Source organism: Mucilaginibacter sp. SG538B (assembly GCF_013376065.1).
Taxonomy (GTDB): domain Bacteria; phylum Bacteroidota; class Bacteroidia; order Sphingobacteriales; family Sphingobacteriaceae; genus Mucilaginibacter; species Mucilaginibacter rubeus.
Genome location: NZ_JABMJI010000004.1, coordinates 494330 through 520217, shown reverse-complemented (window position 1 = coordinate 520217; position 25888 = coordinate 494330). Strand labels below are relative to the sequence as shown.

Here is a 25888-nt window from a genome sequence, read left to right as displayed (position 1 = left end):
AATATCTTTTAACAGAAACATTTTTGGAAAATCTTTGGCGTAACCCCTCTATATATTCAATATATTGATTATCAATTATTTAAATCAAAACAATTTAAATTGTGTTAACCCTGTTAACCCCCTGTCGTGCAGAAAGCCGGAAGTATGAGGTCCAAAGTCTGAAGTCTGAAAGTTTTGTTTATTAAGTGGGAAAATACTTAGGACTTAAGACTTTCGACTTACTACTTTCGACTTAACCGGGGCATTTTACCAATTAATCTTACCTTTGTACCCTTATTAGCGTTTTAAGCATCCAACTATGCAACAACACCTCAGGCATCCCGTATTTTCTGTTATATCCCGTTTGGCGGGCGAACAAAATGTACAGGCCTATGCTATAGGTGGTTTTGTGCGCGATATTTTCCTGAACCGCCCGTCGAAAGATATTGATATCGTGATTATTGGCAACGGGATAGCTTTTGCCGAAATTGTTGCCAATACACTTAAAGTTAAACTGGCGGTTTATAAAAACTTCGGTACTGCCTCGCTCAAATACCGCGATCTGGAGATAGAGTTTGTTGGCGCCCGTAAAGAATCATACCGCCGCGACTCGCGCAAGCCAATTGTGGAGAACGGCACTTTGGAAGACGACCAGAAACGCCGCGATTTTACCATCAACGCGCTGGCCATTTCCCTCCACCCGGATACTTTTGGCGAGTTGCTTGATCCCTTTAACGGCATTGCCGACCTGCAAAACAAGCTGATCCGCACACCGCTTAATCCTAACGAAACATTTTCTGATGATCCGCTGCGCATGATGCGGGCCATCAGGTTTGCTACCCAGCTTAATTTCAGGATTGATGATATCGCTGTTGAAGCCATTAAAACCACTGCCGACAGGATCAGCATCATATCGCAGGAGCGCATTACCGATGAACTGAACAAGATCATCCTGTCGCCGGTACCATCAATCGGCTTTAATTATTTGTTTGATACCGGGCTGCTGCATAAGATCTTCCCGCAAATGGTAGCCCTTTACGGGGTTGACTATGTAGATGGTAAAGGCCATAAGGATAACTTTTACCATACCCTTCAGGTACTTGACAACATCTGCGAAACTACTGACGATCTGTGGTTACGCTGGGCTGCTATACTGCATGACATAGCCAAACCCGCCACCAAACGTTTTGAGCCCGGCCACGGCTGGACTTTTCATGGTCATGAAGACCGGGGCGCACGCATGGTGCCCAAGATCTTCACCCAGCTTAAGCTGCCGCTTAATGAAAAAATGAAGCAGGTTCAAAAGTTGGTGCAGCTGCATTTAAGGCCCATCGTACTTTCACAATCTATAGTTACCGATTCGGCAGTGCGGCGTTTGCTTTTTGAGGCAGGAGACGATATTGAAGCACTCATGTTGTTGTGTAAAGCAGACATCACCACCAAAAATGAATATAAGGTTAAAAAATATCGTAACAATTTTGAGCTTGTTCAACAAAAATTAAAAGATGTTGAAGAACGCGATAGTATCCGTAACTGGCAACCGCCGGTTACTGGTAACGATATCATGACCATGTTTGGGATAAAAGAAGGCCGCGAGGTGGGAATAATCAAAAATCAGATCCGCGAAGCCATATTGGAAGGCGAAATTCCTAACAATCGTGAGGCCGCGTTAAGCTTTACAATAAGCAAGGGCCTTGAAATTGGCTTAAAAGTTGTGACTACCCCAAATTAAATTAAAACATTATTATTTTTGTCCAAAATCTACAATAAGCAATGGCAGTATACAGGTTCAGGGTTACTTTTGAAGACTACGATGACGTTACGAGAGAAATTGATGTAAAATCAAATCAAACTTTCGAAGATCTTCACCGCGCAATTCATCAGTCAACCGGTTATAATCCGGAATTTCCTTCATCATTTTATATCAGCAATGATCAGTGGACTAAAGGTGAAGAAATAACTTACCTGCCTAACCAAAGGCGTATTGACCGTGGTGTATCATTAATGAATAAAGTAAAGCTATTGAGTTTTATTGATGATCCGCACCAAAAATTTTACTATACATTCAATTTCGACCGCCCGTTTGATTTTCATGTGGAACTAATGAAGATCATTTTAGATGAAACACCGGGCACTACCTACCCTGCCGTTGTAAAATCAGTTGGCGAAGCGCCTAAACAATTTGGCAATGCATTTAATGCTACCGTTTTACCCCCTGTTACCGAAGACTTCGACTTTTTGAACGAAATGGCCTTTAACCCGGAGGATGCCGAAGATTTTTCGGAAGTTACAGATACCGATGATCTGCCGGAAGAAAAACACACCGGCGGCGAAGAAGAAGAGGAGGAAGATGAATTCGGCAATGAATTTAGCGATGACGAAGGCTTTGATGATGATGAAAGGCCCGGCCGTAGCAGTAGCGACGATTATTAATCACAAAAAACGAGTATATAATTTATATACTCGTTTTTTATGTTAGGCTGTCTCACTTGTTTTGATACTTTAACCAGCTCATAATAATTTACCCCCATTTATCAATGAATAACAAAAATTACTATGCCATAATTATGGCCGGAGGAATTGGAAGCCGCTTTTGGCCGATAAGCCGTACATCGCACCCCAAACAGTTTATCGATATACTCGGTACCGGTAAAACCTTAATACAAAACACCTACGAACGTTTCCTGAAAGTTTGCCCCAAAGAAAATATTTACGTTGTTACTAACGAAAACTACACCAAACTGGTAAAACAACAATTGCCAGATATGGAGGATCAGCAGATCCTTACCGAACCGGTAATGCGAAACACCGCACCTTGTGTTGCCTATGGCTGTTTTAAAATTGAAAGTCTTAACCCCGATGCCGCCATTGTTGTAGCCCCTTCCGATCAGCAGATCCTGGATGAAGATGCTTTTGTTGCCGCTATCGAAAAATCATTGCAGACCGCTGCTTCAAATGATTACCTGATAACCCTGGGTATTAAACCATCAAGGCCCGATACCGGTTACGGATATATCCAATACACTGATAACGTTATCAATGATGAGTTTCATAAAGTAAAAACCTTTACCGAAAAACCAACCCTTGAAATAGCTAAAACCTTTATTCAAAGCGGCGACTTTTTATGGAATGCCGGCATCTTTGTTTGGTCGGCCAAAACTATTGTTAAGGCCTTTAGCCAGTACCTGCCCGAAATGCACGAAATATTTGCTGATGCGAAGCCGGTGTACAATTCGGATAAAGAGAAACCTCACGTTCACAATGTATACCAGCAATGCGTCAATATCTCGATAGATTACGGCATTATGGAAAAAGCAGATAATGTGTATGTATTACCTTCGGATTTTGGATGGAGCGATCTGGGTACCTGGGCATCAATATATGACCTTGCCGAAAAGGATTATGTAGGTAATGCCGTTATCCCTGCCGAAAAAGTGATCATGTATGACTCTTCAAACTGCATGGTAAATGTGCCTGGCGAAAAACTGGTAATATTGCAGGGGCTGCATGATTATATAGTAGTAGAATCGAACAACTCCCTGCTCATTTGCCCTCGCGACCAGGAACAAAACATCAAGCAGGTTGTGGCTGATGTAAAAAATAAATTTGGAGCGAAGTATATTTAGTTACCGACATTTTTGATATGAGTAAAGCTTAGGCTTATGAACATGACGCAGGGTAATAAAACCCTCATTGTAGTTGCCGGCCCCACTGCAGTAGGGAAAACAGCTGCAGCTATTAAGTTGGCGCAGCATTTCAATACTGTGGTGGTTTCTGCCGATTCGAGACAATTTTTCAGGGAGATGAGTATTGGTACTGCCAAACCTGATGAAAGCGAGTTGGCTGCGGCCAAACACTACTTTATCAATTCGCACTCCATATCCGAAAGTTTTTCTGTTGGCGATTTTGAAAAACAGGGGCTTGCGCTTTTAGACGGACTTTTTAAAGTACATGATAAGGTGATCCTGGCGGGAGGATCAGGTTTGTACATTAAAGCTATTTGTGAAGGCTTTGATGACTTGCCCGTAGCCGATATTTCAGTCCGTGAAAAACTAAACCAACAACTGGAAAGGGAAGGAATTACTACATTACAAAAACAACTACAACAGGTCGACCCGGATTATTATACCCAGGTCGACCTTAATAATCCTCAGCGTATCATCAGGGCGTTGGAAGTATTTGAAACCTCAGGTAAACCATTTTCATCTTACCGCAACGCTACTGTAAATAAAAGACCTTTTAATATTATCAAACTGGCACTTGATATGCCCCGCGAAAAACTGTATGAGCGTATAAACCTTCGCGTCGATCTGATGGTTAAACAAGGCCTTATTCAAGAAGTAAAAAGCCTCCTGCCCTACCGGGAGCTTAATGCTTTAAATACAGTAGGCTATTCTGAGCTGTTTGATCATTTTGATGGCAAGACCAGCGTTGACGAAGCGCTGCTGCTTATAAAACAAAATACCAGGCGCTTCGCCAAAAGGCAACTTACCTGGTTCAGAAAAGATAAAGATTTTGTTTGGTTTGATGCCGGTGTTCCCGATGTTATTGACCAGATGGTCAAAGCCATTGAAACTTCCGCATAATTATTTTATTGCGGCAGCAGGCTTTGTAAATATTTGCCGTAACCACTTTTGATATACTTGTTAACTAACAGCCGCAATTGATCGTCATTGATAAACCCACGGCGGTAAGCAACCTCCTCAATACACCCGATTTTTGTTGACTGGCGTTTTTCGATCACGCGCACATATTCGGTAGCATCGCTCAATGAATCAAACGTACCCGTATCTAACCAGGCTGTTCCCTTATCCATAACGCCAACATGCAGGTTACCCTGTTCAAGGTAAAACTTGTTAACATCGGTAATTTCATACTCACCGCGGGGTGAGGGTTCAAGATCTTTAGCTATTTGAATTACCGAATTATCATAAAAATAAAGGCCGGGTACTGCAAATTTCGATTTTGGCTGCAAAGGTTTCTCCTCAATTGACAAGGCCCTGAATTCGGCATCAAACTCAACCACACCGTAACGTTCAGGATCGGCCACATGATACGCAAAAATAGCTGCGCCATCTACATCATTAAAACTGCGGATCAATTCGTTAAATCCGGTACCATAAAATATATTATCGCCCAATATCAAAGCTACTTTATCATCGCCTATAAATTGCTCGCCAATAACAAAAGCCTGGGCAAGTCCGTTAGGCTTTTCCTGTATAGCATATTCAAATTTACAGCCTAACTCTGTACCATCGCCCAATAACCGCTTAAAACCGGGATTATCTTCGGCTGTAGTAATGATCAGAATTTCTTTGATATCCGCCTGCATCAAAACCGATAGCGGGTAGTATATCATAGGCTTATCATAAATAGGCATGAGTTGTTTACTGATTGCCCTGGTTATAGGATAAAGCCGGGTGCCTGACCCTCCTGCTAAAATAATGCCTTTCATATTTGATTATACTAATTTTTAAGTAAACCTCCCAAAGTTAGTATATAATAATGTTTCCGTAATATCAGGGCCCATTATTATACCGTTGAACAATGCTATCAGGTATAAAGTTGATATTTATTGTTCAATATGCAAACTTATATTTTATCTGATTATTTTGAACATAAACCATGTATCAGGCAACAAGCCTTTTTCAAAGGCAAAATCCATTTAATACCCTCAACATTAGCATAAAATTGTTATTATTGCAGTTTGAACGTTAAAAACTACTATTTAGGTGGATTTAGCGGATTTTTATTGTTAACATGCATAAATATTATCTTACTCATCTGCAGGAATTAGAATCAGAGGCCATTTACGTTATCAGGGAAGTGGTTGCACAATTTGATCGTCCTGCCATCCTGTTTTCGGGCGGGAAAGACTCTATTGTTGTAACACACCTGGCAAAAAAGGCATTCTGGCCCGCTAAAATCCCGATGCCACTAATCCATATTGATACCGGTCATAACTTTCCTGAAACTATGGAGTTTAGGGATAAGCTGGTTGAAAACCTTGGCGTACAACTTATTGTAGGCTCAGTTCAGGAATCAATTAACAAAGGCCGCGCAGTTGAGGAAAGCGGTATCAACGCCAGCCGCAACGAATTGCAGATAGTAACCCTGCTTGATACCATCGAAAGCAACAAGATAGATGCTGCTATCGGCGGTGCGCGCCGTGATGAAGAAAAGGCCCGTGCTAAAGAACGTTTCTTCAGTCACCGCGATGAGTTTGGCCAGTGGGATCCTAAAAACCAACGCCCCGAGCTCTGGAATATCTTTAACGGCCGCAAGCGCATGGGCGAACACTTCCGTGTGTTCCCGATCAGTAACTGGACCGAAATGGATATCTGGAACTACATTCTGCAAGAAAATATAGCCATACCTTCATTATACTTTGCACATCAGCGTAACGCGGTTTACCGCGATAATACCTGGCTGCCTGCTTCAGAATTCTTACAGCTTAGGGAGGGTGAAACTATCGAAAACAAACTCATGCGTTTTCGTACCCTGGGCGATATCACCATCACCGGCGGCATCGAATCAGACGCCGATACGCTGGAGAAGATAGTTGCTGAAGTATCAGCAACCCGCAGCACCGAACGCGGTAACCGAAGTGACGATAAACGCTCGGATACCTCAATGGAAGACAGGAAAAAACAAGGTTATTTTTAAATTTGATTCAATGAGCCTTCAGGCAGTCAAGCCCGGAGCAAAACATACCACCACAATGGAATTATTACGTTTTACTACAGCAGGTAGTGTTGACGATGGGAAAAGCACCCTTATAGGGCGCTTGCTATACGATTCGAAATCCATCTTTGAAGACCAGATGGAGGCTGTAAAACAATCGAGCGAACGAAAAGGGCTTCAGCATGTTGATCTTTCATTATTAACTGATGGTTTACGTTCGGAGCGTGAGCAGGGCATTACCATTGACGTGGCCTATCGCTATTTTGCCACACCCAAACGTAAATTTATTATAGCCGATACCCCCGGCCATATCCAGTATACCCGCAACATGGTTACCGGCGCTTCAACAGCAAACCTTGCCCTGGTGCTTATTGATGCCCGCAAAGGTGTGGTTGAGCAAACCTGCCGCCACTCATTTATTGCATCACTATTAAAAATACCACACATTATTGTTTGTGTAAACAAAATGGACTTGGTTGATTACAGCGAAGAGGCTTTTAACAAAGTAGTTGAACAATATGAAGCTTTTGCAGCAAAAATTGATGTCACCGATATCCGTTTTGTACCTATCAGTGCTTTAGCTGGTGACAATGTGGTTAACGATTCGGAAAACATGCCATGGTACAAAGGCGAAAGCCTGTTACATACACTGGAGACTATTCATATTGCCAGTGATGAAAACCACTCTGATGCCCGCTTCCCGGTGCAAACAGTGATCCGTCCTCATGCGGCTGAATATCATGATTACCGCGGTTATGCCGGCCGGATAGCAGGCGGCATTTTCAGGCCTGGCGATAAGATCACTGTATTGCCGTCAGGGCTAACATCGGCTATAAAATCTATCGATACCTATTCGGGTGCGGTTGAGGAAGCTTTTGCACCAATGTCGGTTTCCATTACTTTGGAGGATGATATTGATGTAAGCCGCGGCGATATGATTGTAAAAGATGACAGCGAACCGCAGGTGAGCCAGGACCTTGACGCCATGATTTGCTGGATGGCAACCCGCAGCCCGCGCCCAGGCGCTAAATATCACCTCAAAACCACCACCCGCGAGGTAATGTCGATCATTAAGGAAGTTTATTATAAACTTGATATCAATACGCTTGAAAAGCAGGAAGAAAATACTGATATTAAGATGAACGAAATGGTGAAGATCCGTTTACGCACCACTCAACCCGTAGTGTTTGACGAGTATCGCAAAAACCGTATTACCGGCTCATTGATCCTGGTTGATGAATCAACTAATGAAACGGTAGCAGCTGGGACATTCCTGTAAGCTACTAAAAAATGCCAGGTTTGTAAGAAAAGCCTGGCATTTTATTTTTTTTAAACTCATTGTTTATTGTGCGGCAGCCAATTTTTTAATACAAGCTTTTAAGCTGTCGCGCCAGTAAGGGATCTCTATATTAAACGTAGCTTTGATCTTAGCCTTATCCAGTACCGAATATGCCGGTCGTTGCGCATTCGTTGGATATTCTGATGTGCGTATTGGGAGTACTTTAACATCAGTACCTGAAATATCAAAGATGCCTTTGGCAAAGTCATACCATGAGGTTACCCCTTCATTGCTGTAATGATAAATACCATATGCTTTTTTGCCAGCTGTTATGATAGTTAAAATTGCTCCTGCCAGGTCAATAGCATATGTGGGTGTGCCCACCTGGTCTGCAATCACCTTAAGCTCATCACGGTCGGCCCCAAGCCTTAGCATGGTTTTTACAAAATTGTTGCCATACTCGGAGTATAGCCAGCTTGTACGAATTGTATAGTGTTCATCAAGAATTTCCGCAATTGCCTGTTCTCCCTCCAGTTTGGTAAGGCCATATACACTGATAGGCTCAGCAATGGCTTCTTCTGTGAGTGGCAATGCCACGTCTCCCTTAAAAATAAAATCAGTTGAGATCTGCACAAGGGTAGCACCATATGCTTTACAATGCCTGGCAAGATTTGCGGCCCCGGTTTTATTGATCGCCCGGGCCAGGTCAACTTCGTCTTCCGCTTTATCAACAGCGGTATAAGCAGCGCAATTGATAGCAAACGTTGGTTTATATTTTTCAAAAACAATATCGAGCAAATCGTCCCGCAAAATGTCTGCCTCATCTTCGGGCAGGAAATGGATATAATCTATTTTCCTTTCGCCTGCAACTTTCTTTAAGCAGTTACCCAATTGTCCTGATGCTCCAAATACGATGATATTTTGCATTTTTTAGAAGTGTTATTTTTTGATTAAACCAGGATAAAAATTAGAACCCAAAATCAGGAGCATCCTTTAAAAAGGGCAGTTCAAGGTCTTTGTCCGATACCAGCACATCGCTCCCGCTGAGCTGCCAATCAATATTTAAATCAGGATCGGCATAATGCAGACCACTTTCTGACTCTTTGTTATAGTAGTTATCACATTTATACTGGAATACAGCTTCATCGCTCAATACAATAAAGCCATGGGCAAATCCACGGGGAATAAAAAATTGCTCGTTATTCTGTTCGGTTAAATGCACTCCATGATATTGCCCATAAGTTGCCGATCCCTTGCGCAGGTCGACAGCTACGTCTAATACTTCGCCTTTGGTTACCCTAACCAACTTAGCTTGCGAAAACCGACCTTTTTGCAAGTGCAGGCCACGTAATACACCTTTAGTTGAATAGGATTGATTATCCTGTACAAAATTGACATTGAAGCCCGTAGCATCAGCAAACCGCTGTTGATTAAACGATTCAAAAAAATAACCGCGGTCATCATTAAAAATACGTGGTTTTATTAATAAACATCCCTCAAGCGGGGTCGGTATTATAGTCATATGTTTCACTTATAAACACAATAATGTGTGGTCATTGTAATTTGATATAATTGACAAAACACATTAAAATTTATGCAATATTAATTAATAGATCTATAATCAAAGCCGATAATCATTCAAAAAGTCTTTTAAAGGCTTAAATAAAACCCTGGTTGCATCAATAATAGTTATACTTCTTACAATGACAACAAACTTAAGTTCTTATTATAACAAAAAATTATGCAGCCGCAAATGTTTAAAAAAAGTAGTTAAGTTACGTTAATTTGCACCGTTTTCTTAATCAGGCTATAGTAGACTGCATGAAATACTTAAATAACATTCATAATTAATTCATACAAAAATCGTTTATTACATCTTAAATAAAGGCATTTACAAAAGAAAAAGGATTAACAAATAATTAATTGATAGCATGCAAATAAATAAATATCGTTCCCACATAATTATCTCATTACTTAGTCTTTTTTTGTTGTTCTTCTGTATCAATCTCTATTTCAAAGAGCGAGAGGTTCAACAACAGCGCACAGTAGCTGACCCTGAATTAAAATCAGCAGACAACGAGGTTAACTCAAAGGATGACAAATTAAGTGCAAGCACACAGGAACAAAAGCAACCAGAACAAAAACAACCAGAACAAAAACAACCAGAACAAAAACCTATCCGCAATGCCATTGCAAGCCTGGCAAAAAAAGAGGATATTCAGGATAGTTCAGATCCCAGCACCCTGAAAAAACTTTTAATTAAAAAAGGCATTTATTTTGGCGATTTTTTGGGGAACGAAGATGTTGAACTCGCAGCTCCGCGTCCGGCGAACTTCTTAACACAAATTAACCAGTATTTTAATTTGTATACCGTGCCTGCCTGGTTTCATCATGTGGAACTCAAAAATGGCCAGTATGATTTTAGGGGCATTGATGAAGTTGCAGACTTTGCTGTAGCGCATGGCGCCAAAATACAAATGCAAAGCCCTGTGTGGTGGTATGTGCCTGATTGGGTAAAAAAAGGAAACTTTACGCCTGATGAGCTTAAAAATATCCTAAAAAATCATATCCAGGCTGTAATGCGCCATTATAGGGATAAATATCCGGGAGCCGTGCTTTCATGGGCCATTGTCAATGAATCGATGAGTGACAGCCCCGATTTTAATCCAAAATATTCGTTGCCAAACGGACTTAGAAGTAACTTACCAATATGGAATGTAATTCACAAGCCCGGTTCAAATGACCCTACTGATTATATTCAATTAGCATTTGAATGGGCGCACGAAGCTGATCCTACAGCGAAACTTTATTGGACCGAATTTAACGTTGAATACAAAGGTTTTAAAATGGACAGATGGTTTAATATCGTTAAACAACTAAAAGATAAAGGCGTTCCTATTAATGGCGTGGGTTTCCAAACTCATTTGTATCAGGGATATAACCATCCATTTAGCGAGTTAACTGAAAACATGGACAGGTTTGCAGCTATTGGCCTTACAAGCGAAATAACTGAGTTAGACGCAATTATGTCAACTACATCACCAGTTGACCCACCTTTATTCAGGCCAACAATTATCGGTTCACCAACCCAGGTTGATTTTGATAAGCAAGGAAAATTATTTGCCGGCGTAATTTCAGCCTGCATTAAGGCTCAAAAATGCGATGCTATAATATTATGGGGCGAATGGGACCCAACCAGCTCGACAAATACTCAATACAAAAACAAATTAACAGGAAATCCCCTTGGCAAGATGCACGCCAATATATTAGATGATAATTTGAAGCCTAAACCGGCGGTTGCCGCTATGGTTAATGCTGCCCGGCAACTCATATCTAAATAACTTTTTACCTCAAAACGCCTCATGAAAACCGTGGGGCGTTTTAGCAAATTTTGGAGACATTATTATATAATCGCCATCCTAATAACAAGTCCAGAAAGCCCCCAAAATCTTCAAAAAAAAAGTTTGCCTTATAAAAAGGCAAACTTTTTTTGAAATAACTGCCGCAAGCGGCATATAGTTAAAGCGCGTTATAAAACGGAATCATTTAACGTTGAGCAAATTCACCCTCTTTGCTCAAAAAATCCTGGTAAGCAAATTTAATTCCATCTTCCAGGCCGGTATGATATTTCCATCCGGCTTCACTCAACTTGGTTACATCCATTAATTTTCTTGGTGTACCATCTGGTTTAGAAACATCGAAAGTAATCTCTCCTTCATAACCGATAATTTTTTTAACAAGCAATGCCAAATCTTTTATAGATATATCCTCACCCGTGCCAATGTTAACAAGACCGGGTTCATTATAGTTCTCCATTAAATAATAGCATGCTTCGGCAAGGTCATCGGCAAATAAAAATTCCCGTTTCGGAGAACCCGTTCCCCAAATGGTTACAAACGGCGCTTCCTGCTCTTTGGCTTCATGAAACCTACGTATCAGTGCCGGCAAAACATGCGAATTTTGAGGATGGTAATTATCATTAAACCCGTATAAATTTGTAGGCATAACTGATATGTAATTACAGCCATATTGAGCCCTGTATGCATCGCACATCTTTATTCCGGCAATTTTTGCAACTGCATAAGGCTCATTGGTTTCTTCCAACAAACCCGTTAATAAGTAATCTTCTTTTAATGGTTGAGGAGCAAGTTTAGGATAAATACAACTTGAACCAAGAAACATCAGCTTTTTTACATCATTCAAGTATGATTGATGGATGATGTTGTTTTGTATTTGCAGATTATCGTACAAAAACTCGGCGCGGTAAACATTATTGGCTACAATACCTCCTACTTTTGCTGCAGCCAAAAAAACGTAATCTGGTTTTTCCTGTTCAAAAAAATCAGCTACCGCTTTTTGGTCTCTTAGATCAAGTGCAGATGAACTACGGGTAACAAAGTTAGTAAAACCCTCCTTTTCGAGCTTTCGCTGAATGGCTGAACCAACCATCCCCCTGTGACCGGCGATGTATATTTTACTTGATTTATCCATATTATTCAAATTGGTTTTTAATGCTGTATCCTGATTCTTTCAATAACTTTTCCCTTCTGAATAAATCCACATCAGCCGCAACCATTTCTTTAACCAATCCCTGCAGGTCATATTTAGGAGCCCAACCTAATTTTGTTTTAGATTTTGTTGGATCGCCGATAAGTAAATCAACTTCTGTCGGGCGGAAATACGCTTTGTCGACCGCTACTACTTCCTTACCAATTTCGATCTGAAAATCAGGGTTATTACAGCTAACAACATATCCAACTTCGTTAACACCTTCACCTTTAAATTCAATCTCGATACCAACTTCAGCAAATGCCAACCTTACAAATTCGCGAACCCTGGTAGTTACCCCAGTGGCGATAACATAGTCTTCAGCAACTTCCTGCTGTAATATAAGGTACATGGCCTCCACATAATCCTTGGCATGTCCCCAGTCCCTTTGAGCATCCAGATTGCCCAGAAATAATTTATCCTGCAACCCCATAGCAATTTTTGCAGTTGCGCGGGTAATTTTACGGGTCACAAAAGTTTCACCACGCAATGGGCTTTCATGATTAAATAAAATACCGTTGCAGGCGTAAATTCCATAAGCTTCCCTATAGTTTACAGTTATCCAATACGCATACATTTTTGCAACTGCATACGGAGAACGAGGGTAAAATGGAGTGGTTTCTGATTGAGGAACTGCTTGTACCAGTCCATAAAGTTCAGATGTTGAAGCCTGGTATATCTTGGTTTTCTTTTCAAGCCCTAAAATCCGGATTGCTTCAAGCAATCTTAAAGTACCAATACCATCAGCATTAGCTGTATACTCGGGAGTATCAAAGCTAACCTTAACATGCGACATAGCCCCAAGATTATAGATCTCATCGGGCTGTACTTGCTGAATAATGCGGATAAGGTTAGTACTGTCGCTAAGATCACCATAATGTAGGATCATATTTTTATTATCATCGTGCGGATCCTGATATAAATGGTCAATCCTATCTGTATTAAATAACGAGCTGCGGCGTTTTATACCGTGTACCACGTATCCTTTTGACAATAGTAGTTCGGTTAGATAGGCACCGTCCTGGCCTGTTATCCCTGTGATTAAAGCAATTTTCTTCATTATATTTTCTTTTATTAAATACTACAAACGGAACCTCTATTTCAAATAATTTCTGTTAGGCAACTATTACTTAAAATTAAACAGTTAAGCAAAAAGAAGCCGGCTACGAAGGAATAACCCTCCTTTTAAATTTGATCATAAATATTTCGTACAAAAAAATCGGCCCATAATATAAGTAACGTCTCCATAAGCGCCTTGGCTCCTTCAATAATCTCAGCAGCCATTCCATTCCCAGGTTAATTGCAAGCTTACCTGGTCGTTTTACTGTTCCTGCATAAAAATCAAATACTGCCCCTATCGAGCAAATTACATTTGCATCAATTTGATCTTTTAAAGCATAGGCCCATTTTTCCTGTTTTGGGGCTGTCATACCAACAAATAGTACATCCGGCTTAAAATCATTTATGGCTTTAAGCATTTCCTTATTATCGCTGTCGCTAAATTGCGGTTTATACGGGGGCGAATATGACCCAACTTTAATATTAGGATACTCATCATTTACCCGCTTTATGATTTTTCCTAAAGTTTCATCTGTTGCACCGAGATAGAAACATGAACCATTATTCAAATTTGCCTCATTTAACAAATAGCTATGTATATCGGCTCCTGCAATTTTCTTTATTCGTTTCCCGGTCAGCAATCTTGTAGCCCAAACAATAGCAACACCGTCGGGCAGCAGTATTTCAGATTTTTTAAGAGATTCTTTAAAATCAACATCTTCTTTAGCAATACAATATGAATATTGATTAATGGTTGAAATTAAGGCTTTCTCCTTTATAGAAACCTTATTCAATGAGTCAGCATAAACAGTATAGCCAAGACAACTTATAGTGTTGAATATATTTTTCATATGGTATTTATTTTCATGCAGCTAATATTTTTTATTACTAAAGGCCGCCTTTTTTGATTAAACTTTTAACAAATTTAATTTAAAACACGGAAAATATTGAAATTAAAGCACTGTAATTTACGATAAATTATCTTTTTTGCAATTGCCAATGTGATAAATCTGTTAACTACTTATGCCCCGTAAGGTGTTATCCTTTATTTCTTGAGGGAAATAATGAGTAAAAATCAATTTTTTCAAATATTTGCAAATTCCCGCCAATTGTGGCATCCTTAATTATCCGTCCATCTTGCTCAAACGCCTTCCGAGACAATTTATAGGCAAATTCTTCGCTTTGCAAATCCGGCGCAAACCATGTCATTCCAGGTTTATAATACCCTTTTATAAAATGATTGTCTTCTTTTCCTGTACTTTTAATAGTTGCCCCTGATTTCGCATTGGTATTATATGAGTGATCTTTTCCTATAATATATAGCTCGTTAAACCCCATATAAAACGCCAGCTGCATTGCCATATAAGTAACTGACTGGCCGGTACCATATCCTTGCCTGGCGATGTTTGTAGAAAATTCAGGTGTTAATTTATCTTTTATAAAGTATTGATTTTTTCTTTTTGAAAACTTGTGTCTATAATCCCAATTGAAAAAACATGGCAACTGTAAATTATCATAGTCATCAATAAATTGAGATAACTGTGCTTCTATATCGATACATGCTAAATATGTAGGCGAAAAACCAGTTTCTTTTTCCATTAAATAAATCCGGTTTAAGCCTATAGTATATTCATTTTTCAATAGTGAAAAATCGATATGCTTCAAACTTGGGCCATTGGCAATTAAAAAACACCGTTTACCGGCATGTATATTTTTAAATTGCTCAATACCGCTCCTGTTTGCTTTTGTGAATGGAAAAGGGGCAGCCCAAATAACTTTTTGAGGTATATCAGCAATCCTTCTCCAAATCGCTTTACTTATCCGTGATAGGGTAACATCGCTCCTTTTCAGGGTTAATAAACGTTTAATATTTCCTAATGCCATAATGTTTGATCAAGCTGTAATTATTTTTTCAGTGCTTAAGATTCCCGCTTTTTTGCCAAAACTGTTACAGCACCACCATTTCCATCTTCCACAAATAAAGGGGCTACAATTACCCATTCAAATTCATGATACGCTTCGTTTAACGCCATATCCTCTATTACAAGAATACTTTTCTTATCGCCGCCCGGGCAAAGGAACTGCCTGTGGCTTTCCCTTCCCTGTGGTCGGAACTTCCATGAAGTAAGGGATATAAAATCAAAGCCTACACATCTTAGTTCAGGGTATTCGGTTCTGAAGTAATCTGCCAGTTCCGGCGCCAACCCAGGGTTATCGTTCCAGTACTTATCGTCATTCCTGTAATTTTCAAATCCAGTACGTATCAGCAAAAGCTCAACATCTTTATTAATTGGTGGTAAATTTTCAAAATCACTGATGTTTATCAATTTTGCCTCGCTGCAAAGAATCTCTACCGTAACAACGTTTTTATAAAAATATTCTTCCAGGGGTATTTCAAAAGTCTTTTTTCCGTCCTGGCAAAAATGAAAAGGCGAATCGATATGGGTACCTATATGGTTATTTGAAAATATCCAGCAAGCCGTATTTGCCGTTTCGCCTTTTAAAATTGACGAATTATCCCTTATAAATACGCGATCCTTATTTCCGTACGACGGCGTATTTTGTGAGATAATATGTGAAAGGCGGATATTCATAAGGATAGATTTATTTTAAACATGAAATTTGGGCAGCAACAATGTTGATTAATATATAGCACCTGTTAACAGATTACCAACACACTAAATAGCTACCTTAATAGTAATTTTTTTAATAAACTCTGGCTGATTAACGTAATGCTGAGGGCCGTGTCCGTCTTCGGGAAACATTATAGCAAATATTCCGTTCCCTATATCAACATGCGTACCCTGGCTTGATGGATCTTTATAGAAGGTACGGTCATGCTCTTCGCTATACGGAATATTTACATTCATACCTTCAATTGGCGACCATTTAACCCTTTCAAGGCCCCTTATAGGATATTGAATGTCAATAACGTGCTTATGAGCTTCATATCCCCTTTCAAAGTTTTCAACGGTATTATATTCGCTAACAATCGCTTTTACGTTATCGTTAATTTTATAAACACCAACTTCAATATCCGGAGTGGCGTTTTGTAAATATTGAAGACCAGCATATATATCCTCAGAAATGCCTTTATATGTATCAATATTCTTTAATTTATCAACTATCATTGTATAATTAGTTTAATTCGTTTGTAAAATACTCGTTTAGCCATCCAACAAATTGTTCATCCATCGGCCTTAAATCTTTGAATATTTTGCCGTAACCTTTATTAAGGATCAAGCCCAATGTTTTACCTACGTTCTTTTTGTCTTTGCTTAATGCTACCGTAAATTTATCAAGCGAGATATCAGTAATAGAAGTTCCCTCCCACACTTGTTTTAATAACTCCCTTATGTTTTGACGCACCGAATTATCAATGTATCCAAGCTTTACTGATACAAAATTGGCCATATCCATACCGTAACTTACAGCAATTCCGTGAGGTATCCGATAATTAGTTAATGATTCGATAGCATGCCCGAATGAATGACCGTAATTAAATACAAGGCGCTCGTTTTTGTCAAATTCATCCCGCTCAATGTAGCCCTTCTTTATTTCCAGGCTTCTGTTAATGATACCGGCTAAAACTTTTTTATCTGTTAGGGCCTGTGCATATTCATTTTTAAACCTTGTAAAATCCTCTTCGCCCGATACAATGAAATAGTGGCACATTTCGCCCATTCCTGATTTCAAATCCCACAATGAAAGGGTATCTAAAAATTCAAGGTTAATAAATATTTGGTTAGGCGGATAAAAACCTCCCAGCTGATTTTTATATTGATTAAAATTGATAGAGGTTTTACTTCCTATGCAGCTATCGCCCTGGGCAAGTAATGATGTTGGGAAAAAATACCAATCGACCCCACGGTACATGATTGACGCTATAAATGCTGTAGCATCCTGGGTTATACCGCCGCCAATGGCAACCAACCTATGATTTTTTCTGAAACCATTATCTATCAGGTTTTCAATTATAGGCATTACCCCCTGGTAACTCTTAACCTTTTCGGAGGCATCAATGCCAATGTGCCAATACAAATCAAGTACCGGCTGAAGCAGATCTTTATATAGCTCCTTTATTTTGTTATCAATGATAATTACGTCGCCTTCTTTAAGTTCCTTAAGTAAAACTCCTTGCGTATCATCTATAAACTGAACACCGTAATCGTGAACAATTGATTTTATTTTAAAATTATACATTGGTATATCCTCCGTCAACAATTATATTTTGACCTGTTAAATAACTATTTAAATTGCTGCTTAAAAAAAGTACAACGTTAGCAATTTCTACAGGTTGAGCCATCCTGTTCATAGGGATAACTTCAGTTAGTTTTTTCAAATCTTCGGCCGAGTTTGTGGTAGCTGTAAGCTCCGTAAGCGTAAAACCGGGCCCAACTGCATTTACCAGGATATCATACTTACCCAATTCAATTGCCAACGTTTTGGTAAGCCCAACAATGGCATTTTTATTGGTGGTGTAAACAGAACGCCCCGGCCTGGTAATAGTGCTCCAGATAGAGGTGATATTAACAATGCGGCCATAACCGTTTTTTTTCATCAGTTTGCTAACTTCACGGCAAAGCACGTACGGTCCCTTTACATTAACATTATGCAGCAAATCAAAATCAGCATCGGTAGTATCTACATTGAGCGCAACCTTGTTAATCCCCGCATTATTGATAAGCACATCTATCTTATCTAATTCATTCAGTTTCAACAAAAACTTTTCAACCGATTCCGGACGGGTGAAATCAAGCTGTAAATAACTGATCCTTTTAACGGTATTTTCATTATTTAACCGCTCTATTTCGGAAGCATTGGTTCCGGTTAAAATTACAGAACAACCGGCTTCAAGAAAGCGTTCGGCTATCGCGTTGCCAATGCCCCTTGTACCGCCGGTTATAAGTGCCACTTTACCAGTCAGATCAATCTTTATGTTAGATATGCTATCCATAAAGAATAATTAGTTAGCAGTAAGTGCTAAAAATTCCTCGTCGGTTGAAAGGTAGTTTACTATTATATGATTTAAGATCATATGCACATCTTCAATCGGGCCGTAATCTCCTTTAGGATTTGGTGTATACAGTGGTATAGATGATATTTCATTTAATTTTCCACCCAAAAAGCCTACGAATGCAATTGTAGTACCGCCTAATTCATTAGCAAACTCAGCAGCTTTAACCAAATTTGGTGAATTTCCACTTGCCGATATAGCGATCAAAATGTCGCCTGAAACAAACTGACCGCGCATTTGCTCAACAAAAACATCGTCAAAGTTATTGTCATTACCTATTGCGGTAATCATAGGTACGTTATCGGTTAAAGCGATAATCTTAGGGCGGAACTTTGAGAAATAACGAACAAAGAACCTGAAGTCGGCCTGCATGTGAGATGCTGTAGCGGCGCTCCCGCCATTACCAACAACATAAATGGTATTGCCGTTTTTAAAGGCAGTGATCATAGCAGTAATTACCTGCTCAAGTTTTGCAACTTCAATTTTATTTAAAATATCAGTCAAACGGGCGATATAATCACCCAGGTAGTTTTTAACTTTCTCTTGTCTTTCCATTGTAATAGATTTTTATCTTATTGTTACTAATTAAAATTCTTTTTGTTCGTATACTTTATCTATGATACGCATGAGTTTGTAAGCATCCTCCGAATTACCGATGGCTATCGGCTTATCAGCAGTAATTGAATCAAAAAAATGATCCATTTCGTAACGCCAGCTGTTGTTATCAACATACTTGGTTACTATTTCATCTTTCCAGGTAGCCGCAGGCGCCGTCGACCTGTTTTTGGCAATGGAGAGTGTTTCTTCGCCATATGACATTGATGATGTTATAAGGCCGTTTAATACCATATAACCTTTTTCAAGGAATATCTCTAACGAAAACAAATGGCGCCATTGCGACATGGTAGAGTGTAATGAAGCTACTTTGCCTGTTGCCGATTCTTTAAGGATCACAAAAGCGTTATCCTCAACATCCATGTGCCAATAAAGGTTTGAAACCTCAGCTTTAACAACATCAAAATCACCTGAAAGGTACAGGAACAAATCAAGCATATGAATACCCTGATCCATTAAGATACCACCGCCGGCTAATTCCTTTTTAGCCCTCCATTGGTTAAAATAATCGCTGGTTACACTTTTTCCGTAACGGCCACGCAACCATAACACTTTTCCATATTCACCGCTGTCAATCAGCTTTTTGATATGCATAACGCTGTCATGATGACGGTGATTAAAACCGTACATCAATTTTTTGCCGCTGGCTGCTTCGGCCTTTTGTATCTCTAATATATCAGCACCGGTAAAAGCGGGTGGTTTTTCGCAAAAAACATGCTTTCCGGCATTCAGGGCCCGTATGGTTAAATCTTTGTTTAAAAAGTTGGGGGTGCAAACTATGATCGCATCTATATCTGCATGATTTATAATTTCCTCATGGCTGATATTGGGGATACCTTTTATTTCAGTTTCTCCATTGGGCTCAGATACAGCTACTACAACGCCTTTTTTAATTTCATCGATAGCCTGGTGCCGGATTTTTCCCATTACACCATAACCTATTATACCAATTTTGTAATTCATAGTATGTATTATTTTAGTGCGTTAATTAAGTTTTTAACAGCGTCAATTTCCATTAATAGTTTTCCTTCTTCGGCATATGAACCAAGGTGAGGGGTAAGCACTACATTATCCAGATCGCATAAAGGGCCTGAATATGGCTCAGAAGAGAAAACGTCAATAGCTGCTCCGGTTAATTTATTGGCTGCAAGGGCGTTATATAAAGCGTCTTCATCAACAATACCACCGCGGGATATATTTACCAGGAACGCGCCTGTTTTCATCAAATCAATCTCTTTAGCACCTATTACCGCAGATCCGTCTTCATTGCCTGGTACATGAATTGTAACGACATCGGCTTTGGTTAACAATGTATCAAAATCAACCAATTCAACTCCGTTATCTGTTGCCCAGGCAGCATCAGCGTAAGGGTCATAACCAATCACCGGGTTCCCTACCCCCCTGAACAGTTGCGATACCAGTTTACCAATACGTCCTAAACCTACAACTCCAACAACTTTATTAAGAAAAAGGTTGCCTACCTGCTTTTTCCATACTTTATTTTTAAGATCAGCATGAGCCTGTGGTATTTTTCGCAATAATGACAGTGTCATAGCCAGTGTCAATTCTGCAACTGCCCTGGTTGGGCCATCGGGGGTATTGGTTACAATAATCCCTTTTTCGGCTGCGTATTTTAAATCTACGCTATCCATGCCTATTCCAACGCGGCTGATACATTTCAACTTAGGCAGCGCATCCATTACCCTGGCGGTAAGTGGTTCTACACCGGCTACTATACCAATGCAGTCTGCGGCCAACTCTATAACTTCATCTTCTGTTAGCTTTCTGCCGTAAGGGTTATTGATTACTTCATAACCATTTTGGAGAAGCAACTCTACAGGTTCATTTCCAACTTGGCCAAAAGACGAGGGCGAGGTTAATATTTTCATAGTATAAATTATCGTTCTTTTATTACAATTGTTATGTTGACAAAATGCAATGGTGTCCTTAATTACTTGCTCCAGTACTTGGGCGTTGCATTTTGGGTTGACTGATATTTCCTGGCAATTAATAGCGCCTCGGCAAGCCTGAAATCTTTTTCCTCGCTTACCTTCACAGCTACCAATGGGTCAAGCGGCCAAAAAAGCCTGTTCACCCCAAAATATCCGCTTCGGTTGTTTTCGTATAGTTTTCTAAAAACATTTGCGTTCCATATAGTTACAGCCCAATTACATATTGTAATCACCCTATTATTCTGCGACGGGGCAAGCGGGCCGTCAACTACAATGTTTATCGGTTCATTATCAACAAATGACTGCATTTGTGTTTGTGTACATCCAATAAGGGTGTCTGCATCTGATGCCGAATATGCCTCGAGCGCACCTTGGATATCAGCTTCCCGGATAAGAGGGCAAACAGGATTAACAAGCACCAGTGTATCCGGATTTTTGGCATTAATAAAATCATAAGTAAAATCTTCGCCGGTTGCGTCGTCTCCACCCAATAATGCGGGGCGCCGGTATACTTTACAGTTTAAACTTTCAGCTATTGCCGCAAGTGAATCATCATCGGTGTTCACATAAACCTCATCTAACAGGTTACAACTTAAAGCACTTTCAATGCTATAGGCAATCATTGGTTTACCATCCATGTACCTAAGGTTTTTTGACTGTACCCTTTTACTTCCCCCTCTTGCGGGGATATGAGCTATTACTTTTCCTAATTTCATAGAATGAGATTATAATATTATTAACGACTGACTTTTAAATCAGATTATCCTTTTTTTGATTGTTGCTTTATCGCGATTAAACTTTTAGCAACAAATATTGATGCCTTCGCAGCCTTAATAGTGTATAATACCATGGGGTTGCCGTTTATTAATTCAAAATTTTTCAGCTGCCCTTTTACTACCCGGCATTTCTACAATGTATTCTATCTTAAATTGAATCAACTAAATATTTTATATTTTTAACATAATTATCAAACTCAGCAAAAGAACTTACACTTGCTTTAAGCTTGTCTTTGTCATAGTTTGTGTTTAACATGCTATTAATTTTGGCGGTTAATGCTTCTTTATCATCAAAGTTGATAAACTCAGCTCCCTTATTTACTTCTCTCAATACCGGAATATCAGAACATAACGCCGGCGTTCCAACGTACTGTGCCTCTATAGGTGGTAAACCATACCCTTCAAATGACGAACTGTAAATCAATAGTTTTGAGGAAGCTAAATGCTTATATTTTTCGGACTCAGAAATGCCCGATTTAAAAACCAACTCAATACTGTTTTCTTTTGCCTGATTGATCAAAGCCTGATATACCTCCGGATTTAACTTTGCCGGGTTACCAATAACAAGCAACGTATATCTCGCCGGTAAAGCATTTATTATATCGTTAAGCACATTTGAGTTTTTGTGCTTTTCTCCAAAACGTCCGAAATAAATAACCTGGTTTCTTTTTTGAGTATCGATAAAACCATCTGCAACCTTTGAGTTAATACTAAGATACAGTTGTTTAAAACTTAAGTTAGGATTAAATCGGGCATAATATTCTTCAGCATACTTTGTTCCTTCCTTCGTAGTTGACAGTATTGCATCAACTGATGGCAAAATCTTATTGCTATATTTATAAGCACTCTCCGGCCTGCTGTGCGGCGTTAGTTTATTAATCCAGTTTGGACTTTCGAAATCAAGAAACCACAACTGGCATTTGGAAGCATTTTGAAACTTCTTAACAGTTGGATAGAAAAAGAACCTATCAAATACGATAGATTTTTTTGAAGCCAGGTGCGGAACAACCAGTAATAAATCGTAATTATTTACACGCGGAAAATTAAAATACTTACTCACTTTTAGGTGCAAATTTCCGCTTCCGGGGTAAATGTTAAAATCATCAAAAAACACCGGCGCCAAATTGGTATAGTAATCAACCGTATACCCGTTTGCAGCAAAGCCATGCGCCATCATCAGCGCGTGGATTCGCCCTCCAGAGTAGTTGTTTTTATAATTTAATGCAAATACAGCTACCTTCATGATTTAATAAGTTGCGTTTCTGCCTGACTATTTAACATTATCTTTTTTAACCGGGCTTTTTCATTGACTATATAAAGACAGATTGAAAAGCAGATAACGCCCGCAGCATAAGAAAATGGCCAGCTGAGTAAACTCATTAAGAGTACTGTTATTAAGAAAAAAAACTCAGTTGTTTTCTTTGACTTCCGCATGGTTTTGTATATCAGGGAAAAATATACACACAGATAAATTAGTCCAAAGCGTGCATAATCACCTATGAAACCTACATCGGATAAAAAATACCCTTCAGATGCACCTAATCGCGTTATCTTGGCTCCATATGCTGAACTGGCATCATACTGTCCATTTCCAAACAATACCTCCGAAATATTATCGGAGAAATTAAACAAGAAATAATTGGCGGCCTTTACCCTGATGTAGCTATCGCCCTGATGTATCTGATCGGCCGTTAAAGCCGTTATCTCTTCGTAGTACTTAGTTGGGATTAAGAAAATAGCCGCGACAAATAAAAGGAACATTACCACTATCGCCCTTGCTTTTTCTTTAGAGTTTATAAATAAAAGGAATATACCAACGGCACAAGCAAACAATATATAGCGCGATCCCTGTAAAAACAGGCCTGCCGTTAAAAGAATAACTAATCCGAATTGAAACACCTTAAATCCCTGGCGGATCATTCTGTCAATCAGGAAAAACAGTCCCAGATATATGTATTCCTGCCCGTCGATTCTGAATCGAACGGTTGATCTTTCAACGAGAAAATTGGAACTATTTACAATTTCAATTGGATAAACTATTACCTGTATGATTACTATCAAAGAAACCAGTGATGCCAGGATCAGTATGGTGTTATACATCATATCTATATCTGGTTTTGTTACCAACAGATAAAAATATAACAAATAAAAATACATGAACCGCTGCTCGAGAAAAGTAGTCGCGAAATCCTGATCATGAAACATTATCGCATTGAACGCGCTGATAAAAACACAACCAAGTATAAAAAAAATCGGCCTTTGAAAAATGGTAAGTTTTAACTTATTCAAATTGGCTAACACAGTACCAAATAAATAAATTATAACCAGCGCCTGACTTACGGCAATAACATTCACGCTAAAAAAGATCAACCTGAAATAGCCCGATCCCATAAAAAGTATAAGCGAAAGAAAAATAGTTTTTAATTTCATCTATTTACCGTTTAACCCCCAACACTGCCATCTACGCATTATTATATTAAAAAAACTAACCACAGTTATTGATTTTCCCGTTTAAAAAAAGCTTTAATGCTACTATTATTAAAGTACAGTATAACAAAGAATATCAAAGCACATACTCCTATTCTTAAGATCAAGCTATTATCTGGTATAAATATACCAATAGCTATTACCGCAAGTGAAGCTATTGAAGGCTTTATCATAACTGAAAACGTTAGCTTCAATGATCTGTAGAAAACCAAAAACAATAATGGCGTAATAATCAAATATGATAAAAAATATGCCAGCGCTTCGCCTTTTGCCCCATAGTACGACCCAAACCACAATACAGGAGTACATAATATAGCGTTCGCTATACCGCATATCGACAAAATCCTTTGTTTATCTGCTGCCATCCAAAGTGTTCCGACCAAACCCTGGATAGTAAATAAGAAAACAAACCAAATTTGATATTTAAAAATAAAAATAGCGGGCAGATAGTCCTTTCCGAATACAATGAGGATTATCTCCTTGCTGAAAATTGAAAAGAACACGCATATCAGCAATAAAATATTAATAAACAATGGCATCAATTGCTGAATCTTATCTTTAAAACGTTCGGCATTGTTAACCCATAACACGCTTACGTTAGGAAAAAAAGAAGAAAGTGCAAGAGTTGTAATTAATTTTACGGGCTGTGTAAGCCTGTTGCTTGTATTAAAGTATCCTAACTCAGCATTACTACTATTTATTTTCAAAAAGTTGTTTGCCAAAAAGTTTATCGGAAGATTTACCACGATTAGTATAAAGTATGGCAAAGCCTGACCAAAAATGTTTTTCACTGTCGCCGCAAAATCAACTATTTTGTTATCTAACAATTTAGCTTGTTTTAACGCAAAGTAGGCAACCACTATGTTTATAAACAACACTATAGTGTAGGTGATAAACATAGTTTGATAAGTAAACAATTTATTACTTATGACAAAAATGAAAACTACCCAAATGGCTAATGTTATTGATTTTAACACTCCGGGATAAAGCATTCTTTGATGAGCCATATAAACAGCTTCAGAAGTATCCCAAAAGTTCAACGACATTATATTAATACTTAAAATAACAAACGTAAATGCATCATAAGGAGATACCAACCAGCTGTACAGGCCTAATAAAATAATAGACCCAATAAATCCGATACCCTGCAGGTAAATACCAGCCCAAAAAATGGTATTTGATTGATTCAGATCTCTGGCTATATTCCGAATTAAAATATTCTTAATCCCGATAGAAGCTATGGTAGCAAATAACTGTCCCTGCACAAGTAGGTAACTAAATTCACCAAAGCCTTCTGATTTTAATCTCCGGGCTATATAAATTAAGCTCAGAAGGTTAAAAACCTGATAAACCAGGTTACCAAAAACCAACTCGCTAAAGTTTTTTACAACTTTTAAGGTACCTACTTTTTTAAACTTCGCTACTAAACTAACCATTATCAAATTAAAATCTTTTTTCAGGCTGTAAAAATGGGATGGATCATCGCCTTACC

Annotated in this window: 25 protein-coding genes; 7 read left to right on the top strand and 18 right to left on the bottom strand. The window is 39.0% G+C overall.

Features of this window, described 5'->3' with window-relative positions:
* Window positions 1-298 precede the first annotated feature (298 nt).
* The 4 genes from FHW88_RS23280 (at window position 299) to miaA (ending at window position 4565) form a co-directional block, all read left to right on the top strand.
* A complete protein-coding gene (locus FHW88_RS23280) occupies window positions 299-1711 on the top strand; it encodes a CCA tRNA nucleotidyltransferase (RefSeq protein WP_176628057.1) in 1413 nt (470 codons plus the stop codon).
* A gap of 41 nt (window positions 1712-1752) precedes the next feature.
* On the top strand, window positions 1753-2412 hold the full coding sequence (locus FHW88_RS23275; protein WP_090528559.1) for an IS1096 element passenger TnpR family protein: 660 nt from the start codon (window positions 1753-1755) through the stop codon (window positions 2410-2412).
* A 104-nt stretch (window positions 2413-2516) separates the two neighbouring features.
* Window positions 2517-3605 carry a mannose-1-phosphate guanylyltransferase gene (locus tag FHW88_RS23270; RefSeq protein ID WP_176628056.1) on the top strand — a complete coding sequence of 363 codons (1089 nt, stop codon included), beginning with the start codon at window positions 2517-2519 and terminating at the stop codon, window positions 3603-3605.
* A gap of 36 nt (window positions 3606-3641) precedes the next feature.
* Window positions 3642-4565 (top strand): tRNA (adenosine(37)-N6)-dimethylallyltransferase MiaA, encoded by a 924-nt coding sequence (gene miaA, locus FHW88_RS23265; protein WP_317171380.1) that lies wholly within the window; start codon window positions 3642-3644, stop codon window positions 4563-4565.
* Between the two features lie 5 nt (window positions 4566-4570).
* Here miaA and rfbA read toward each other — a convergent pair whose 3' ends face one another.
* The gene (gene rfbA, locus FHW88_RS23260; RefSeq protein WP_090528569.1) at window positions 4571-5434 is read right to left on the bottom strand and encodes a glucose-1-phosphate thymidylyltransferase RfbA; all 864 of its coding nucleotides are present in this window, start codon (window positions 5432-5434) and stop codon (window positions 4571-4573) included.
* A gap of 305 nt (window positions 5435-5739) precedes the next feature.
* Between rfbA and cysD the strand changes: the two genes are divergently transcribed.
* Both cysD and cysN read left to right on the top strand, forming a co-directional pair.
* On the top strand, window positions 5740-6645 hold the full coding sequence (gene cysD / locus FHW88_RS23255) for a sulfate adenylyltransferase subunit CysD (protein WP_090528572.1): 906 nt from the start codon (window positions 5740-5742) through the stop codon (window positions 6643-6645).
* Window positions 6646-6655: 10 nt separating this feature from the next.
* Window positions 6656-7942, top strand: a complete 1287-nt coding sequence (gene cysN / locus FHW88_RS23250; protein WP_176628055.1) for a sulfate adenylyltransferase subunit CysN — start codon at window positions 6656-6658, stop codon at window positions 7940-7942.
* Between the two features lie 63 nt (window positions 7943-8005).
* Here the strand turns inward: cysN and rfbD are convergent, their stop codons facing one another.
* Complete coding sequence (gene rfbD, locus FHW88_RS23245) at window positions 8006-8869, bottom strand: dTDP-4-dehydrorhamnose reductase (RefSeq protein ID WP_176628054.1); 864 nt, start codon at window positions 8867-8869, stop codon at window positions 8006-8008.
* 40 nt (window positions 8870-8909) lie between these two features.
* A complete protein-coding gene (rfbC, locus tag FHW88_RS23240) occupies window positions 8910-9464 on the bottom strand; it encodes a dTDP-4-dehydrorhamnose 3,5-epimerase (protein WP_090528581.1) in 555 nt (184 codons plus the stop codon).
* 409 nt (window positions 9465-9873) lie between these two features.
* Between rfbC and FHW88_RS23235 the strand changes: the two genes are divergently transcribed.
* A complete protein-coding gene (locus tag FHW88_RS23235) occupies window positions 9874-11283 on the top strand; it encodes an endo-1,4-beta-xylanase (protein ID WP_176628053.1) in 1410 nt (469 codons plus the stop codon).
* A gap of 205 nt (window positions 11284-11488) precedes the next feature.
* On the opposite strand, the gene FHW88_RS23230 is transcribed toward FHW88_RS23235, so the two are convergent.
* The 15 genes from FHW88_RS23230 to FHW88_RS23160 all read right to left on the bottom strand — a co-directional run bounded on the left by FHW88_RS23230 (window position 11489) and on the right by FHW88_RS23160 (window position 25832).
* Entirely contained in the window at window positions 11489-12433 is a 945-nt protein-coding gene (locus FHW88_RS23230; protein ID WP_090528588.1) for a GDP-L-fucose synthase family protein, read from the bottom strand.
* 1 nt (window position 12434) lies between these two features.
* Window positions 12435-13550 carry a GDP-mannose 4,6-dehydratase gene (gene gmd, locus FHW88_RS23225; RefSeq protein ID WP_090528591.1) on the bottom strand — a complete coding sequence of 372 codons (1116 nt, stop codon included), beginning with the start codon at window positions 13548-13550 and terminating at the stop codon, window positions 12435-12437.
* 103 nt (window positions 13551-13653) lie between these two features.
* A complete protein-coding gene (locus tag FHW88_RS23220; RefSeq protein WP_090528594.1) occupies window positions 13654-14400 on the bottom strand; it encodes a WecB/TagA/CpsF family glycosyltransferase in 747 nt (248 codons plus the stop codon).
* Between the two features lie 187 nt (window positions 14401-14587).
* Window positions 14588-15433: a 6-hydroxymethylpterin diphosphokinase MptE-like protein gene (locus tag FHW88_RS23215; RefSeq protein WP_090528598.1), complete on the bottom strand. Its 846-nt coding sequence runs from the start codon at window positions 15431-15433 to the stop codon at window positions 14588-14590.
* Window positions 15434-15468: 35 nt separating this feature from the next.
* The gene (locus FHW88_RS23210; RefSeq protein ID WP_090528601.1) at window positions 15469-16143 is read right to left on the bottom strand and encodes a cyclase family protein; all 675 of its coding nucleotides are present in this window, start codon (window positions 16141-16143) and stop codon (window positions 15469-15471) included.
* Between the two features lie 84 nt (window positions 16144-16227).
* Complete coding sequence (locus FHW88_RS23205) at window positions 16228-16680, bottom strand: YhcH/YjgK/YiaL family protein (protein WP_090528604.1); 453 nt, start codon at window positions 16678-16680, stop codon at window positions 16228-16230.
* 7 nt (window positions 16681-16687) lie between these two features.
* Entirely contained in the window at window positions 16688-17752 is a 1065-nt protein-coding gene (locus FHW88_RS23200) for an AroB-related putative sugar phosphate phospholyase (cyclizing) (RefSeq protein ID WP_176628052.1), read from the bottom strand.
* A complete protein-coding gene (locus FHW88_RS23195; protein ID WP_176628051.1) occupies window positions 17745-18506 on the bottom strand; it encodes an SDR family NAD(P)-dependent oxidoreductase in 762 nt (253 codons plus the stop codon). Before FHW88_RS23195 ends, FHW88_RS23200 begins: the two co-directional genes overlap by 8 nt.
* Window positions 18507-18515: 9 nt before the next feature.
* On the bottom strand, window positions 18516-19121 hold the full coding sequence (locus FHW88_RS23190) for an SIS domain-containing protein (RefSeq protein ID WP_176628050.1): 606 nt from the start codon (window positions 19119-19121) through the stop codon (window positions 18516-18518).
* 30 nt (window positions 19122-19151) lie between these two features.
* Window positions 19152-20144 (bottom strand): Gfo/Idh/MocA family protein, encoded by a 993-nt coding sequence (locus tag FHW88_RS23185; RefSeq protein WP_090528616.1) that lies wholly within the window; start codon window positions 20142-20144, stop codon window positions 19152-19154.
* An 8-nt stretch (window positions 20145-20152) separates the two neighbouring features.
* Window positions 20153-21070, bottom strand: coding sequence for a phosphoglycerate dehydrogenase (locus tag FHW88_RS23180; RefSeq protein ID WP_176628049.1), 918 nt, complete (start codon window positions 21068-21070; stop codon window positions 20153-20155).
* A 62-nt stretch (window positions 21071-21132) separates the two neighbouring features.
* Window positions 21133-21849: a cytidylyltransferase domain-containing protein gene (locus FHW88_RS23175; protein ID WP_090528621.1), complete on the bottom strand. Its 717-nt coding sequence runs from the start codon at window positions 21847-21849 to the stop codon at window positions 21133-21135.
* Window positions 21850-22057: 208 nt separating this feature from the next.
* A complete protein-coding gene (locus FHW88_RS23170) occupies window positions 22058-23152 on the bottom strand; it encodes a glycosyltransferase family 4 protein (RefSeq protein WP_176628048.1) in 1095 nt (364 codons plus the stop codon).
* Window positions 23149-23829, bottom strand: coding sequence for a hypothetical protein (locus tag FHW88_RS23165; RefSeq protein WP_176628047.1), 681 nt, complete (start codon window positions 23827-23829; stop codon window positions 23149-23151). The genes FHW88_RS23170 and FHW88_RS23165 overlap by 4 nt, the downstream gene beginning before the upstream one ends.
* 575 nt (window positions 23830-24404) lie before the next feature.
* A complete protein-coding gene (locus FHW88_RS23160) occupies window positions 24405-25832 on the bottom strand; it encodes an oligosaccharide flippase family protein (protein ID WP_090528630.1) in 1428 nt (475 codons plus the stop codon).
* Window positions 25833-25888 lie beyond the last annotated feature (56 nt).

What these genes read in the sequence shown, in the direction of transcription:
- FHW88_RS23280 (WP_176628057.1), top strand. Translation starts at nt 299, where the DNA reads ATGCAACAACACCTCAGGCATCCCGTATTTTCTGTTATATCCCGTTTG.
- FHW88_RS23275 (WP_090528559.1), top strand. Translation starts at nt 1,753, where the DNA reads ATGGCAGTATACAGGTTCAGGGTTACTTTTGAAGACTACGATGACGTT.
- FHW88_RS23270 (WP_176628056.1), top strand. Translation starts at nt 2,517, where the DNA reads ATGAATAACAAAAATTACTATGCCATAATTATGGCCGGAGGAATTGGA.
- miaA (WP_317171380.1), top strand. Translation starts at nt 3,642, where the DNA reads ATGAACATGACGCAGGGTAATAAAACCCTCATTGTAGTTGCCGGCCCC.
- rfbA (WP_090528569.1), bottom strand. Translation starts at nt 5,434, where the DNA reads ATGAAAGGCATTATTTTAGCAGGAGGGTCAGGCACCCGGCTTTATCCT.
- cysD (WP_090528572.1), top strand. Translation starts at nt 5,740, where the DNA reads ATGCATAAATATTATCTTACTCATCTGCAGGAATTAGAATCAGAGGCC.
- cysN (WP_176628055.1), top strand. Translation starts at nt 6,656, where the DNA reads ATGAGCCTTCAGGCAGTCAAGCCCGGAGCAAAACATACCACCACAATG.
- rfbD (WP_176628054.1), bottom strand. Translation starts at nt 8,869, where the DNA reads ATGCAAAATATCATCGTATTTGGAGCATCAGGACAATTGGGTAACTGC.
- rfbC (WP_090528581.1), bottom strand. Translation starts at nt 9,464, where the DNA reads ATGACTATAATACCGACCCCGCTTGAGGGATGTTTATTAATAAAACCA.
- FHW88_RS23235 (WP_176628053.1), top strand. Translation starts at nt 9,874, where the DNA reads ATGCAAATAAATAAATATCGTTCCCACATAATTATCTCATTACTTAGT.
- FHW88_RS23230 (WP_090528588.1), bottom strand. Translation starts at nt 12,433, where the DNA reads ATGGATAAATCAAGTAAAATATACATCGCCGGTCACAGGGGGATGGTT.
- gmd (WP_090528591.1), bottom strand. Translation starts at nt 13,550, where the DNA reads ATGAAGAAAATTGCTTTAATCACAGGGATAACAGGCCAGGACGGTGCC.
- FHW88_RS23220 (WP_090528594.1), bottom strand. Translation starts at nt 14,400, where the DNA reads ATGAAAAATATATTCAACACTATAAGTTGTCTTGGCTATACTGTTTAT.
- FHW88_RS23215 (WP_090528598.1), bottom strand. Translation starts at nt 15,433, where the DNA reads ATGGCATTAGGAAATATTAAACGTTTATTAACCCTGAAAAGGAGCGAT.
- FHW88_RS23210 (WP_090528601.1), bottom strand. Translation starts at nt 16,143, where the DNA reads ATGAATATCCGCCTTTCACATATTATCTCACAAAATACGCCGTCGTAC.
- FHW88_RS23205 (WP_090528604.1), bottom strand. Translation starts at nt 16,680, where the DNA reads ATGATAGTTGATAAATTAAAGAATATTGATACATATAAAGGCATTTCT.
- FHW88_RS23200 (WP_176628052.1), bottom strand. Translation starts at nt 17,752, where the DNA reads ATGTATAATTTTAAAATAAAATCAATTGTTCACGATTACGGTGTTCAG.
- FHW88_RS23195 (WP_176628051.1), bottom strand. Translation starts at nt 18,506, where the DNA reads ATGGATAGCATATCTAACATAAAGATTGATCTGACTGGTAAAGTGGCA.
- FHW88_RS23190 (WP_176628050.1), bottom strand. Translation starts at nt 19,121, where the DNA reads ATGGAAAGACAAGAGAAAGTTAAAAACTACCTGGGTGATTATATCGCC.
- FHW88_RS23185 (WP_090528616.1), bottom strand. Translation starts at nt 20,144, where the DNA reads ATGAATTACAAAATTGGTATAATAGGTTATGGTGTAATGGGAAAAATC.
- FHW88_RS23180 (WP_176628049.1), bottom strand. Translation starts at nt 21,070, where the DNA reads ATGAAAATATTAACCTCGCCCTCGTCTTTTGGCCAAGTTGGAAATGAA.
- FHW88_RS23175 (WP_090528621.1), bottom strand. Translation starts at nt 21,849, where the DNA reads ATGAAATTAGGAAAAGTAATAGCTCATATCCCCGCAAGAGGGGGAAGT.
- FHW88_RS23170 (WP_176628048.1), bottom strand. Translation starts at nt 23,152, where the DNA reads ATGAAGGTAGCTGTATTTGCATTAAATTATAAAAACAACTACTCTGGA.
- FHW88_RS23165 (WP_176628047.1), bottom strand. Translation starts at nt 23,829, where the DNA reads ATGATCCGCCAGGGATTTAAGGTGTTTCAATTCGGATTAGTTATTCTT.
- FHW88_RS23160 (WP_090528630.1), bottom strand. Translation starts at nt 25,832, where the DNA reads ATGGTTAGTTTAGTAGCGAAGTTTAAAAAAGTAGGTACCTTAAAAGTT.